Source organism: Micromonospora okii, from assembly GCF_020884795.1.
Lineage (GTDB): Bacteria > Actinomycetota > Actinomycetes > Mycobacteriales > Micromonosporaceae > Micromonospora > Micromonospora okii.
The window spans coordinates 80,598-94,267 of the sequence record NZ_BBZF01000022.1; the positions used below are offsets into that span (position 1 = coordinate 80,598).

At 76.3% G+C, this 13,670-nt stretch carries 10 protein-coding genes; 5 read left to right on the forward strand and 5 right to left on the reverse strand.

The window, feature by feature from the left end; genetic code table 11:
- Positions 1-56: 56 nt before the first annotated feature.
- Together LPU43_RS21305 and LPU43_RS21310 are read left to right on the forward strand one after the other, a co-directional pair.
- Entirely contained in the window at positions 57-1,910 is a 1,854-nt protein-coding gene (locus LPU43_RS21305) for an ABC transporter ATP-binding protein (protein ID WP_229402264.1), read from the forward strand.
- On the forward strand, positions 1,907-3,814 hold the full coding sequence (locus LPU43_RS21310) for an ABC transporter ATP-binding protein (protein WP_229402265.1): 1,908 nt from the start codon (positions 1,907-1,909) through the stop codon (positions 3,812-3,814). Before LPU43_RS21305 ends, LPU43_RS21310 begins: the two co-directional genes overlap by 4 nt.
- Here the strand turns inward: LPU43_RS21310 and LPU43_RS21315 are convergent.
- Together LPU43_RS21315 and LPU43_RS21320 are read right to left on the reverse strand one after the other, a co-directional pair.
- On the reverse strand, positions 3,805-4,659 hold the full coding sequence (locus LPU43_RS21315; RefSeq protein ID WP_229402266.1) for an AfsR/SARP family transcriptional regulator: 855 nt from the start codon (positions 4,657-4,659) through the stop codon (positions 3,805-3,807). The two genes, LPU43_RS21310 and LPU43_RS21315, sit on opposite strands and share 10 nt — an antisense overlap.
- 174 nt (positions 4,660-4,833) lie before the next feature.
- The gene (locus tag LPU43_RS21320; protein ID WP_229402267.1) at positions 4,834-7,644 is read right to left on the reverse strand and encodes a M14 family zinc carboxypeptidase; all 2,811 of its coding nucleotides are present in this window, start codon (positions 7,642-7,644) and stop codon (positions 4,834-4,836) included.
- 173 nt (positions 7,645-7,817) lie between these two features.
- On the opposite strand from LPU43_RS21320, the gene LPU43_RS21325 reads away from it, so the two are divergent.
- From LPU43_RS21325 to LPU43_RS21335, 3 genes are all read left to right on the forward strand, one after another.
- A complete protein-coding gene (locus tag LPU43_RS21325; protein ID WP_229402268.1) occupies positions 7,818-8,282 on the forward strand; it encodes a MarR family winged helix-turn-helix transcriptional regulator in 465 nt (154 codons plus the stop codon).
- Positions 8,279-9,925: an MDR family MFS transporter gene (locus LPU43_RS21330; RefSeq protein WP_229402269.1), complete on the forward strand. Its 1,647-nt coding sequence runs from the start codon at positions 8,279-8,281 to the stop codon at positions 9,923-9,925. The genes LPU43_RS21325 and LPU43_RS21330 overlap by 4 nt, the downstream gene beginning before the upstream one ends.
- A gap of 98 nt (positions 9,926-10,023) precedes the next feature.
- Entirely contained in the window at positions 10,024-10,944 is a 921-nt protein-coding gene (locus LPU43_RS21335; protein ID WP_229402270.1) for a phosphatase PAP2 family protein, read from the forward strand.
- A gap of 19 nt (positions 10,945-10,963) precedes the next feature.
- On the opposite strand, the gene LPU43_RS21340 is transcribed toward LPU43_RS21335, so the two are convergent.
- The 3 genes from LPU43_RS21340 to LPU43_RS21350 are packed head-to-tail and all read right to left on the reverse strand — an operon-like array spanning position 10,964 to position 13,554.
- Positions 10,964-11,593: a CG0192-related protein gene (locus LPU43_RS21340; protein ID WP_229402271.1), complete on the reverse strand. Its 630-nt coding sequence runs from the start codon at positions 11,591-11,593 to the stop codon at positions 10,964-10,966.
- Between the two features lie 54 nt (positions 11,594-11,647).
- Positions 11,648-12,307: a response regulator gene (locus LPU43_RS21345; RefSeq protein WP_229402272.1), complete on the reverse strand. Its 660-nt coding sequence runs from the start codon at positions 12,305-12,307 to the stop codon at positions 11,648-11,650.
- Positions 12,295-13,554: a sensor histidine kinase gene (locus tag LPU43_RS21350; RefSeq protein WP_229402273.1), complete on the reverse strand. Its 1,260-nt coding sequence runs from the start codon at positions 13,552-13,554 to the stop codon at positions 12,295-12,297. Before LPU43_RS21350 ends, LPU43_RS21345 begins: the two co-directional genes overlap by 13 nt.
- Positions 13,555-13,670: the final 116 nt, after the last annotated feature.

Consider the following 13,670-nt stretch of genomic DNA (forward strand, 5'->3'; position numbering starts at 1 on the left):
GGGAGACCGCCGCCGGCGACGCCGGTCGACGAGGGGGACGGACGAGAGGGGGAGCGGTGGGGGCGACAGCGGTCGGGGTGTCGCGGCGGGACGTGGTCCGGCTCGTGGCGCGGGACGTGACCGGGCCCGGACACGTCCCGTACGCGCTGTCGGTCCTCGCCGGCGCGGTGCAGGTCGGCTGCGTGCTGGTGCAGCCGCTGGCGTACCAGCGGGCGGTCGACGCCCTGATCCGGCGCGAGCCGGTCGGGCCGGCGCTGGCCGGGCTCGCCGCCGTGCTGCTGGTCGCGGTCGCGGCGTCGGCGGCCCTCGGCCAGCTCACCCAGTACCGGGCGGCCCTGGCGGCCCGGCGCTACCGGGCCGACCTGGTCGACCGGGTGCTGCGCCTGCCCCCGTACGGGCGGGTTCCCGCCTCGGGGGACCTGCTGGTGCGGTTCAGCAGCGACGCCGAGGCGCCCGGCGCGCTGGCCGGCTCCGCGCTGCGGGTCGGCATCGGGCTGACCACCAGCGTCGTGTCGTTCGCCGTGCTGGCCGCCCTGTACTGGCCGGTCGCCGCGCTGGCCGCCGTGGAGGTCGCCGTCACCGCCTTCGTCGCGCGGGTGTTCGTGCGGCGGCAGGGCGACGCGGCGGCCCGCTACCAGGCCGGCCGGGCCGAGCTGACGACCCGGCTGGTCGACGCCCACCGGGGCGTCCGCACCATCCGCGCCGCCGGCACCCTCGCCCGGGAACGGCGGCGCGTCCTCGCGCCGCTGGCCGCCGTCCGGGCCGCCGGGACGGACGGCTGGGCGGCGCAGCGCGACGTCGCCTGGCGCACCGCCGTGATCGGGCCGACGGCCCGCATCGGCGTGCTGGCGTTGGCCGGGCTGGCCGTGTACGACCGGCGGCTCAGCGCGGGCGGGCTGCTGGCGGTGTACCTGTTCCACCGACTGGCCACCGGCGTGCTCGACCAGGTGGACCAGCTCGGCGCGATGGCCGTCCAGGCCGCCGGCGCGCGCCGCCTGGCGGAGGTGCTCGACGCGCCCGCGCAGGCCGACGGGGCCGGGCCGGACGAGGCGCCGCCCGGGCGGGGGGAACTCCGGCTCGACGGCGTCGTCCTGCGCCGCGACGGCCGGAACCTGCTCGACGGGGTGAGCCTCACCGTGCCGGCCGGCGCGCACGTGGCCGTGGTGGGCCGCTCCGGCGTCGGCAAGTCCTCCCTGGTCGGCCTGGCCGGGCGGCTGGTCGACCCCGACGCCGGCCGGGTGCTGCTCGACGGCCGGGACGTGGCGGACTGGCCGCTGGCGACGCTGCGCCGCGAGGTCGCGTACGCCTTCGAGGAGCCCCGCCTGTTCGGCGGCACCGTCGCCGCGGCGATCGGCGTCGGCGCGGCCGGAGCGCAGGAGGTACGGCGGGCCGCCCGGCTGGCCCGCGCCGACGCCTTCGTGCGCCGGCTGCCCCGGGGCTACGACACGCCGCTGGCCGGGGCGCCCCTGTCCGGCGGCGAGCACCAGCGCCTCGGGCTGGCCCGGGCGATCGCCCGATCGGCCCGGCTGGTGGTGCTCGACGACGCCACCAGCAGCCTCGACACCGCCACCGAGGCGGAGGTGACCGCCGCCCTGCGCACCGCCTGGGATGGCGTGACCGCCCTGGTGGTGGCGCACCGGGCCGGCACCGCCGCCGGTTGCGACCTCGTCGCCTGGCTGGACGACGGCCGGGTCCGGGCCCTCGGCCCGCACGCCGAGCTGTGGCGCGACCCCGCCTACCGGGCCATGTTTGCCGCCCCGCCCGACGGGACCGCCACGAGCGCCGGGGCCGCCGCCCCGACCGCCGCTGCCGATCCGACGACCGGGACCGTCGCCGGGCCGGCCGTGGCGGACCCCGTCGACGAGCTGGCCGGGGCGAGCGGCGCGGACGAGCCGGCGGTGGCGCGGTGACCGGCCCGGCGGTCCGGCTGCTGCGGGCGCAGCTCCGCCCGCACCGGCGCGCGCTGACCCTGATCGGCGCGCTGTCGCTGGCGCTGGCGGTGCCGACCGGGGCCAGCGGTCTGGTCGTGGCCCGCGCCCTCGACCGGGGCTTCCTGGTCGAGGCGCCGCTGGTGGGGCTGGCCTGGCTGGGCCTCTTCGCGGCGCTCGGGATCGCCGCCGTGGCGCTCAACCGGGCCCTGTTCCCGCTGCTGGCCGCCACCGTGGAGCCGCTGCGGGACCAACTGGTCACCCTCGTCGTCTCAGCCGGCCTGGATCGGGCGGTCGCGGCGGCCGACGCCGCCCCGGGCGCGGACGCCGTGCGGGCCACCGACGAGGTGGAGGGCATCCGCGCGACCGTCGGCGCGATCCTGCGCAACCTGCACATGACGGTGGCCGGTGTGCTCGGCGCGGTGCTCGGCCTGCTGCTGCTCGAGCCGGTCGTCGCGCTGATCACCCTGCCCTGCCTGCTCGTCGGGCTCGGCCTCTACGGGCCGCTGATCGCCGTGTCGGTGCGGCGGTACCGCCGCGCGGTGCTCGCCGAGGAACAGCTCGCCGAGCGCGCCGCCGAGGTCTTCGCCGCGCAGCGGGACATCGCGAGCTGCGCGGCCGGGGAGGCGGTCGCGAGCGACGTACGCCGGCAGGCCGACGCGGTCGCGGCCGGGTGGATCGCGCTGGGTCGACTGGGCGGGCTCCGGCTGGCGGTGACCGTGCTGGCCGTGGAGACGCCGGTCCTGCTGGTGGTCGGCCTCGGCCCCGGACTGATCTCCGCCGGCCGGCTCACCTGGGGGGACGCGGTCGGCGCGGTGCTGTACCTGACCTCGGCGATCGGCCCGGCGGTCCGGTTCGTGGTGCACGGCGCGGCGGACTGGGTGGTGGGCGTGCTCGGCGCGGCCACCCGGCTGGCCGAGGTCCTGCCGGCGACCGACCCCCCGCCGGCCCGGCCCGAAGCCGAGGCGGCCCCGTCGCCGCGTGTGGAAGCGCAGGCCGGCGTCGCGGACCCACAGCCCGGTCTCGCGGACCCGCAGGCCGGTGTCGCGGACCGCCCGGCGGTGCGCCTGCGCGGGCTGACGTTCCGCTACTCGCCCGACGCCGCCCCGGTGCTGCGCGACGTCTCGCTCGACGTGCCCTACGGCGAGCACCTGGCGGTCATCGGCCCCAGCGGCTCCGGGAAGTCCACCCTGGTCGCCCTGCTCGGCGGGGTACGGCAACCGGATGCCGGCACGGTCACGCTGGGGGAGACGGCGCTGGCCGAGCTGCCCCCGGCCCGCCGGCACCGCGACGTCGCGCTCGTGCCGCAGCAGGCGTACGTGTTCGCCGGAACGGTCCGGGAGAACCTCGCCTACCTGGCCCCCGACCTGCCCGACGCCGCGCTGCGGGCCGCCGCCGACGAGTTCGGGCTCGGCGACGTGCTGCGCCGCCTCGGCGGCCTCGACGGGCTGGTGCCGGCCGGCGGGGCCGGCCTGTCGGCGGGCGAGCGGCAGCTCGTTACCCTGGCCCGGACGTACGTCGCCCCGGCCCGGCTGGTCCTGCTCGACGAGGCGACCTGCCACCTGGACCCGGCCGCCGAGCGGCGCGCGGAGCTGCTGTTCCGGGAGCGTCCGGGCACCCTCGTCGTCGTCGCGCACCGGATCGCCAGCGCCTGGCGGGCCGACCGCATCCTGCTCGTCGACGGCGGCGCGGCGGTCGCCGGCAGCCACGCCGATCTGCTGGCCGGCAGCGCCCGCTACCGCGAGCTGGTGCGGCACTGGCGGGCCGAGCCGGGCGATCCGCCGGCCGCCTCGGGACCCGTCGACCCGGAAGCCGTCGACCCGGAGTCGGCCGCCCCGGAGCCCGTCACCCCGGAGTCGGCCGCGTTCCCCGCCGGTCAGCGGTAGCCGGGCGGCGACCAGCGCCGCGTGCCCCGCCCGCCGGGGCAGCCGGGGCAAGGCCCGCGCGTCGGCCGGGAGGGGCGGGCCGGGGGAGCGGGGGCGTCCAGCGCCGGGTCCCGGTTCAGGATCCGCCGGTGCAGCTCGGTGAGCTGCCGGCCCGGTTCGATGCCCAGCTCGTCGGCCAGCTTGCACCGGATGCCGTGGAAGACGTCCAGTGCCTCGGCGGCCCGGCCCAGGCGGTAGAGGGCGGTCATCAGGCTCGCGCTCAGCCGCTCGTCGAGCGGCTCGTCGGCCACCAGCTCGGAGAGCTCGGTGACCACCGAGGCGTGCCGCCCGAGGGTGAGGTCCAGCTCCGCGCACCGGGCCCGCAGGGCGGTCCGCCGCCGGGTCAGCAGCTCGGCCGCCGCCCGCACCACCGGGCTGTCGAGGCCGGGCAGCGCCGGGCCGCGCCACAGGGCCAGCGCCGCGCGGAACCGGTCGACGGCGTCCTCGGGCCGCCCGTCGGCGACCGCCCGGTCGCCCTCGGCGGCCAGCCGGTCGAAGACCAGCGCGTCGAGGTCCGTGGCCGACACGCACGCCCGGTAGCCGACGCCCTCGGTGACCACCGCCGGGGCGTCCGCGCGGGCCCCGGCGAGCAGGCGGCGGAGCTGGGAGACCACGATGGTCAGTTGGGAGCGGGCGGTGGCCGGCGGGCTCAGGCTCCACAGCGACTCGATCAGCCGGTCGGTCGACACCGTCCGGTTCGCGTCGAGCAGCAGCGTCGCGAGCAGGACCGAGACCCGCCCGCCCCGGAGGGGGACCGGACCGTCGGCGGCCTCGACCGCCAGCGTACCGAGGATTGCGCACCGCATGTCGCCTCCGCCGCCCGTCCCCACGGCCGTCCGGCCGGGCTGCACCGAGCATCGCCGAGGCCGGCGCGGGGGCTCCAGTGACGGGTGACCCGGGCGGGGCGGGACATCCGCCCGGCCCGCCCGGGACAAGTACGGCGCGGTGGGGTGACCCGGCGGCCACCCCGCCGCGCCCGGTCAGCCCACCACGGAGCGCAGCGGGATCCGCTCCGCGCGCAGGGCGCGCACGAGGTCGCCGAGGAACGGGTGCTCGTCGACCTGGCGGCCGTCCGGGTTCGGGATCACCAGGTACGCCGAGCCGGCCGCGACGGAGACCCGGGCGGCGTCGGTGAACAGGCGGACGACCGCCTCCGTCCGGGCCCGGTCGGCGGCGGCCACCTCGACGGTGAACGGCCGCCACTCGCCGCCGAGGTTCTCCGGCACGTCGGTGGCGGCTGCGGCGGCGCGGGCCGGGTCGACGCCGGTCGCGCGGGCCGCCCCGCCCCCGCCCGGGTGCAGCAGCGCGTTGGCCACCAGGTGCAGGCCGCTCTCGTTGTACGCCCGGAAGAGCGGGTTGAACGCGAACAGCACCGCCCGCCCGGCGCCGGTGGGCTCCTCCACCAGCGCGACCGTCCCCCTCAGGGCGTCGGCCCCGACGGTGTAGCCGTTGGCCCAGAACGTGTCGCCGGTCGGGTAGCGCAGCACGTTCGTGCCGGTGCTGCTCGGGCCCAGGATCGGGTCGTCGTTGTTGAACCCGAAGTCCTCCGCCGGGCGGCCCAGCGCGACCGGGCTGTCGCCGTCCACGTCGACCCGCAGGTGCGAGCCGATCACCGTGTACCCGGTCGGCTTCGGCCGCTCGGTGGTGGAGGTGAGGCCGGCGGCCCGCGCCATCCGGGTGCCCTCGTTGCGCAGCCCCAGGTAGGTGTTGCCCGCGGCGACCCAGGCGCGCAGGTTGGCCTGCCCGGCGGCGGTGAGCCCGCCGGTCGGGCTGCTGCCGTCCGGGACGAGGAGGACGGTGCGGCCGGTGAAGGCGGGCGTGTTGTCGTTGATGTCGGCGGTGGTCACCGGCGTGAGGTCGAGCCCCCACCGCCTGCCGAGCACGTACCGGGCCTCGCCGTGCGAGCCGGAGGTGGTGGAGACGCCCGCGCCCGCGAAGAGCCCGACGTCGGGCCGGACGAGCGGGGTGCCGGCGGCGGCCGAGCGGCGCGCCTGGAGGGTCACGCCGAGTCGGCGGGCCGCCCGGTCCAGCTCGCCGGTGAGCGCGCGGGCCGGCATCCCGACCGCGCCGCCGGCCAGGTCGCGCACGAGCGGGAGGCCCCGGCCGAGCAGGGTGAAGGTGAACTCGGCCGCCGCGGCGGAGTCCAGCTCGTACGTGTAGGAGCCCCGGCCCGGCGCGACCGAGGCCCGGCCGCCGCCGATCTTTTCGGTCCGGGTCACGAGGCGGGCGCGGGGCCGCACGTCGGCGCCGGTCCAGACGGCGTCGAGCCCCATCAGCAGCGGGTTGCTCCAGGACGACACGTCGTAGAAGTACGGGAACGGCACGTACGGGTCCTCGCCCATGATCGCCTGGATCCAGTGCTTCTGCGGCTGGTCCATCGGGATCCAGTACGCGCCCTCGGGCACGGTCAGGTCGCTGGCCGTTCGGCCGCCGAAGACGCGGGCGGTGGGCAGCCGCAGTGGCCTGGTGACCTCGTACACCTCGACGTCCATCCGGCGCAGCCGCTCGACCAGCCGGCGGGCGTCGGCGAGCTGCCGGTCGGGCAGCAGGAAGTACGACCGGACGGTCTGCGCCGGCACCGGGAACTGCACGGCGTTGTCGGGCTGGACCACCTCGTTGGGCTCCAGCGCGCCGGCGCGCCCCTGCCCGAGGGCGTCCCGCCAGATCGTGGAGTAGCCGTCGAGCACCTCGCGGCGGTACGCCGCAGCCCAGCCGAGCGTCGCCCACTGCGTGTGGAACTGTTGCTGGACCCGGTCGGCCACCGCCGAGGCGCTGCCCTTCTCGAAGGTCATCCCGGCGGCGCCGAAGCCGGCGGCCGGCACGCTGTCGCCGTAGCCCATGAAGAACAGGTCGTAGGTCGAGTAGTTGAAGTAGCACTCGGTGGTGACGGCCCCGCCGCAGGGGCCGTTGAACCCGAACCCGGCCTTGTTGGCCTCCCCGATCCGGTTGATCCAGTCGACCGTCTCGCCGGGGACCTCGTGGTGGATCGGGTCGGCGTTGGGCGGGAAGAAGTACTGCCGGCCGCCCATCTCGTGGGCGTCGACGAAGACCTGCGGCGGGTAGCGCCGCATGAGTTCGACCTTGCCGTCGGTCTCCTGCTGGGTGCGGGCGAACCAGTCCCGGTTCAGGTCGAAGCCGTACTCGTTCTGCCGCCGGCCGGCGTCGCGGCCGTCCGGGTTCTGGGTCGGCACGATGATCGTGACGAGGTTGTCGGTGCGCCGTTCGACCTCGCAGGAGAGCCCGGCGGCCAGCTCGTAGAGGGTCTTCAGGGCGGCGTCGGCGCCGCTTTTCTCGCCGCCGTGGACGTTGGCGGTGACCCACACGATCGCCGGGGTCTCCTCGGCGATCCGGTCGGCCGTGCGTCGGCTGACGCGGCGGGGGTCGCGCAGCGCGCGGACGTCGTCGGCGATGCGGCGCAGGGTGCCCGGCCGGACGTTGCGGTCGGCGGAGACGACCGCGTAGGGCAGGGGCCGGCCGAGCACGCTGCTGCCCATGCTGCCGGTGACGACCCGGTCGGAGGCGGCGTCCACGGCGTCGAGGTAGCCGCGTATCTCGTCGGTGGTGACCACCCGCTCCTGCCCGGCGCCGAGCGGGAAACCGAGGAAGCTCTCCGGGCTCGGCACCGACGCCAGGCGGACGGTCGGGTCGGCGTCGCACGCCGGGGGGCGGGGCGCGGCGTCGGCCGGCGGGCCGGTCAGCAGCGGTGCCGTCGCGGCCAGCAGGACGACCACGGCGGCGCCCGCCAGGCGCGGCCGGGGAATCGTGCGGTGTCGGTGATCTGATCGTCGCATCTGTCGCCCGTATTCCTTCCGGCAGTGGACCAGCGGGCTCCGAGCGTATGAGCAGGAATTTGAGCTGGTCAATATGACGGCGCGTGGTGATCTACTTCTCATCGCACGGATTTGCTCGTCGGTCGCGACAGGCGGATAGTTGCGTGCGGCAACCATCATGGCGGAGGGGCAGCGTGGACACCACCCGGGAACTCGCCGCGCGGCTACAGGACCTGCTCAAGAGCGTGCGGCTGATCAAGCAGCGCCGCGCCGGCGACCGGCCCGCGGTGCCGCTCGGGCTCGTCGGCATGCTCCGGCACATCGAGCAGCTCTCCGCCGGCTCCCACGCCCGGGAGCTGGCCGAGCGCACGGGGCTCGATCCGTCGACCGTCAGCCGCGCCGTCGCCACGCTCGTCACGCACGGTCTGGTCGAGCGGCGCGCCGACCCCGCCGACCGGCGGGCGAGCTGTCTGACGGTCACGCCCGCCGGCCGCGCCGCGCTGGCCGACGCCCACGACTGGTACGGCCAACTGCTCGACCGGGCGCTCGCCGACTGGACCCCCGACGAGGTGGCGGCGCTCTGCGCCGCGCTCGGCCGGTTCACCCGCGACGTCGAGGTCGCCCTCGCACATCACGACAACCTGGAGGCCGCGCGATGAGCGCACCCACCACGACGGCCGCGGAAGCGCCAATGACCCACCGGCAGACGCTGGAGGCACTCAGCGGCCTGCTGCTGGTGCTCTTCGTCGCCATGATCAGCGGCACCGTCGTCTCGACGGCGCTGCCGAAGATCATCGGAGCGCTGAACGGCTCCCAGACCCAGTACACCTGGGTGGTCACCGCCACGCTGCTCACCGCCACGGCCACCACCCCGATCTGGGGCAAGCTGGCCGACCTGTTCAACAAGAAGACCCTGGTGCAGGTCGCCATCGTCGTCTTCCTGGCCGGCTCCGTGGTCTCCGGCTTCTCGCAGAGCGCCGGCCAGCTCATCGCCGCCCGCGCCTTCCAGGGCATCGGCGTCGGCGGCCTCCAGGCCCTCGTCCAGGTCGCCATCGCGGCGATGATCCCGCCCCGCGAGCGGGGTCGCTACAACGGCTACCTCGGCGCCGTCATGGCCGTCGCGACGGTCGGCGGCCCCCTGCTCGGCGGACTCATCGTCGACACCTCCTGGCTCGGCTGGCGCTGGTGCTTCTTCGTCGGCGTGCCCGTCGCGGCCATCGCGCTGGTCCTGCTCCAGCTCACCCTGAAGCTGCCCACCGTCCGCCGCGACAACGTGAAGATCGACTACCTGGGCGCGTCCCTGATCGCCGCCGGCGTCAGCGTCCTGCTCATCTGGATCTCGTTCGTCGACAGCTCGTTCGCCTGGCTCTCCTGGCAGACCGGCGCGATGGTCGGCGGCGCGCTGCTCCTGCTGGCCCTGGCCACCTGGGTCGAGTCCCGGGCCGCCGAGCCCGTCGTCCCGCTCGCCATCGTCCGCCAGCGCACCACCGCCCTCGCCATCCTCGGCAGCCTCGCCGTCGGCATGGCCATGTTCGGCGGGGCCGTCTTCCTCGGCCAGTACTTCCAGATCGGGCGCGGCTACAGCCCCACCGAGGCGGGTCTGCTGACCATCCCGATGATGGCCGGCGTCCTCGGCTCGTCGATCATCGCCGGTCGGATGATCACCAAGAGCGGGAAGGTCAAGCCGTACATCGTCGTCGGTTCGGTGATCCTCGTGATCGGGTTCGGCATGCTCGGCACCGTCAGCCACGACACGTCGCTGGTCTTCGTCGGCGCGGCCATGCTCGTCGTCGGCGTGGGCGTCGGCATGACCATGCAGAACCTCGTCCTCGCCGTGCAGAACACCGTCCCGCTGCGGGACATCGGCGCGGCCAGCTCCACCGTCGCGTTCTTCCGCTCCCTCGGCGGCACCATCGGCGTCTCCGTGCTCGGCGCCGTCCTCGCCCGCCAGGTCAGCGACCAGATCACCCGGGACCTGACCGCGGCGGGCATCCCCGCCTCGGGCAGCACGGGCGGGGGCAGCCTCAACATCGACGTCCTGCCCGAGCCCGTGCAGAACATCATCCGCGCCGCGTACGGCGACGCCACCGGGCACATCTTCATCATCTCCGCCGCCATCGCGGTCGTCGGCATCATCGCGGCGCTCCTGCTGAAGCCGGTCACGCTGCGCAGCAGCATCGACCTTCCCGACCCGGCGAAGTCCGCCGCCGTCGCGGCCGACGCCGTCGACGGGGCGCCCGCCTTCGACCAGACGCCCGTCGACGCCGGGCGGCCCGGCCGGCCGCCGTCCGCCGGCGTCTGACGCACCGACCCCGGGGCCACCGCTGTTGACGGGACGGCGGTGGCCCCGGCCCGTCCAGTGAGGGCCGCCACCGGCGGCCGTGACGAGTCGAGGGACCTGTGGAGACTGCGGAGGCCGCGCCGACGCGGCCGACCGCGCCCGGCCGGCTGCGCCGGGCGTCGCGCGAACTGGCGCTCGTCGCCGTGCTGTTCCTCGCGTACAAGCTGGGCCGCCTCGCGGTGGTCGACCGCGCCGACACCGCGCTGGACAACGGGGAGCTGATCTGGCGCGTGGAGCGTCTGCTGCGCCTGCCGGACGAGGCCGCCGTCCAGGGCCCGGTCCTCGTCCACGCACTGCTCGCGTACCTGGCCAACGGCTACTACGCGTACGTGCACTTCCCGGCCACGGCGGCGTGCCTCGTCTGGCTGTTCCTGCGCCGCCCGGCGCACTACCGCTGGACGCGCAAGGCCCTCGCGCTGCTCACGGCGGCGGCGCTGGTGCTGCACCTCGCCGTCCCGCTGGCCCCGCCCCGGCTGACCCCCCTCACCGGCATGGTCGACACCGGGCGACGGTACGGCCCCGCCGTCTACGGGCCGCCCGACACCGACGCGCTGAGCAACCAGTACGCCGCCATGCCCTCCCTGCACCTCGGGTGGGCGCTGGCCGTCGCCGTCGCCCTCGTCGCCGCGACCGCCGGGCGGCTGCGTTGGCTGTGGCTGGCCCACCCGCTCGTGACGATGGTGGTCGTCGTCGTCACCGGCAACCACTACTGGCTCGACGGCGTCGTCGCCGCCGTCATGCTCGCCCTGATCCTCCTCGCCCTCTCCAGACCCGCCCCGGTCACCGCCCTCGGCGGTGTTCCCGAGCCCGGCCGCGTTCCTACGCCGGAGCCAGGCAGTGTTCCCGAGCCCGGCCGCGTTCCTACGCCGGAGCCAGGCAGCGACCCCGTGCCCGATTCCGGTTCCGGCCCGCCTCGCCTGCCGGCGCAGCGCGCGCCCGAGCGGGTCGCCCCCGACCTGACCGCCGCCGGGGACCGGTAGCGGCCGGGCGGGTCGACGGTCAGCGCGGTGCCGCGTACGCCAGCGGCAGCGGGGTCTGCTGGCCGGGCCACGTGCCCGTCAGCCGCGCCCCGCCCCAGCCGTCGTCGCCGCCGAGCAGCCGGACCACGGACAGCTCGACGGAGCCGGTGACGACGCGGGTGGGGTCGCCGTCCTCGACCCGATCGAGCGAGCCGACCTCGGCCGCGCCCCGACCCGCCCCCTCGGAGGCGATCTCCATGCTGGGCGCCCGCTGCTCGGGTCGGCCGTCCACCTCGACGTACTCGTGCGCCTGGCCGGTGCCGGCGAGGATCGCGTCGGCCAGCGCCGCCGCGTAGACGGGGTCGCCGCAGGCGTCGTACACCCAGCGTCGCCCCAGCACCGAGTGTTCGAGGGTGCCCACGAGCCAGGCATCCGCGCCGTCCAGCGGCGCGGCCCGGTAGGTCAGCGGCGCCTGGTGGACCGGCCCGGCACCGAACCGGACCAGGATCGTCTCGATGCCCACCTCGCCGGCGGGGTCGTCGAAGCGGTACGACGCGACGCGTACCGCGTCCGCGCCGCCCTCGCCCCGGAACCAGGGGCGGTCGGGGAGCCATGAGGTCAGGAGTTCGAGCTTCGTGGGGCGCAGAGTCGCCCGGTACAGCAACGCCATCCCGGGATCGTAGGGGACACGGGCGACGATGGCACCCGCCGTACCCGGTCGCCCTCAGCCCCGGCGGGCGGTGTCCTCGAGGTAGTGCAGGACGGCGGCGACGCGGCGATCGGTCCGGTCGGTGGGGGCGAGGTCGAGCTTGGCGAAGATGCTGCGGATGTGCTTGTGCACCGCGCCGTCGGTGACGAAGAGCCGCTCCGCGATCGCCGTGTTGCCCAACCCCTCGGCCATCAGCGCCAACACGTCCCGCTCGCGCGGGCTGAGGCGCTCCAGCCGGGCGTCGGGGCGGGTCCGGGTGAGCAGTTGCGCCACCACGTCCGGGTCGATCGCCGTGCCGCCACCGGCCACCCGGCGCAGCGCCGCCAGGAACTCCTCGACCCGCCCCACCCGCTCCTTGAGCAGGTACCCGAGGCGGGCCCCGCCCTGGGCGAGCAGGTCGGTGGCGAAGGCCTGCTCGACGTACGCGGACAGGACCAGCACGGCCAGGCCCGGCCGGCGGCGGCGCGCCTCGACGGCGGCGACGATCCCCTCGTCGGTGTGGGTCGGCGGCATCCGCACGTCGACGATCGCCACGTCCGGCTCGTACGCGTCGACGGCGGCCAGGAACGTCGCCGCGTCCTCGGCGGTGGCCACCACGTCCAGCGACTCGGCGCGTAGCAGCAGCGCCAGCCCCTCCCGCAGCAGCGCGTCGTCCTCGGCGATCACGATCCGCACGGCAGGCTCACCTCCAGGGTCGTCGGACCGCCCGGCGGGCTGGTCAGCGTCAGGGTTCCGTCGTGTGCCTCGGCACGGCGGCGGATGCCGAGCAGCCCGGAGCCGGGGCGCTCGCCCGCGCCGCCGCGACCGTCGTCGGTGACCGTCACGCGCAGCCGGTCGCGGTCGCGGCGCACCCGCACGGTGGCCCCCCGCGCCCCGCTGTGCCGGGCGATGTTGGTCAGCGCCTCGGCCACCACGAAGTATGCCGTCGCCTCCACCGAGGCGGCGCAGCGGCCCGGCACGTCCGCGTCGAGCCGGACGGGCACCGGGCAGGTCGCGGCCAGCGACGCGAGCGCGTCGGGCAGGCTGCGGTCGGTGAGCACCGGCGGCAGGATGCTGCGCACGACCGCGCGCAGCTCGGCCAGGGCCTCCTCGGCGGCGCTCTGCGCCCGTTCCAGGATGGCGTCGGCGTCGGCCGGGTTCCGGGCCACCGCCCGCCGCGCCGCCCCGAGCAGCACGCTGACCCCGACCAGGCGGTTCTGCGTGCCGTCGTGCAGCGCCCGCTCGATGCGCCGCAGCTCGGTGGCGTGGGCGTCCAGCGCGGCGGCCCGGGTCGCGGTCAGCTCCGCGACCCGCAGCACCAGGTCGTCCTGGTCGGGAGTGAGCAGCCGACGGCCGGGCCGCTCCTGCCACCGGACCATCGCGGGCGTGGCGTAGCCGACGAGGGCCAGCCAGACGACGCCGAGCAGGCTGACCCCGAGGGCCCCGACGGTGTCGTGGACCGTCGGGAACCCGAGCGACGACGTCGCCTCGCCGGCCGGGAGCAGCCGCCACCACAGCGGGAACGTGCCATCGCGCAGCACGTTGATCGGCAACGTCAGCCCGAGCAGGCCGAGGAGCAGCCCCAGCGTCCCGTGCGTGGCCAGCCAACGCAGCTCCCGCCGTACGGTCGGGTCGGTGGCGGCGGTCCGCAGGCTCTCCGGCGGCGGCCGCCCACCGGGGATCTCCGGGCCGGTACGGGACAACCGCTCGCGTTCCCGGTCGGCGACCAGCCGCAGCATCCGCAGCGCGTGCGGCACGGCCAGCAGGCCCACCCCGAACAGGCAGGCCGCCGCCGTGAACAACAGCAGCACCAGCGTCACCACGGCCAGCACGGCGGTGCCGAGCCCGCCCACGAGGCGCTCCAGCGCGGTCAGCCCGGCGCGGAGGCGGGCGGTCGCGTCCCGCCGCCGGGCGGTGCCCGTGCCGGTGTCCTCCGCGTGCATCGCCGCCTCCCCTCCCGCTCCCGTGGTGCGGGACAGCAGCGACAGTAGGCCACCGCGCGGTCGTGCCGGCAGGGCCGGGGGAAGGAAGTACAGCCTGCTGCACCCGACTCGTCCAC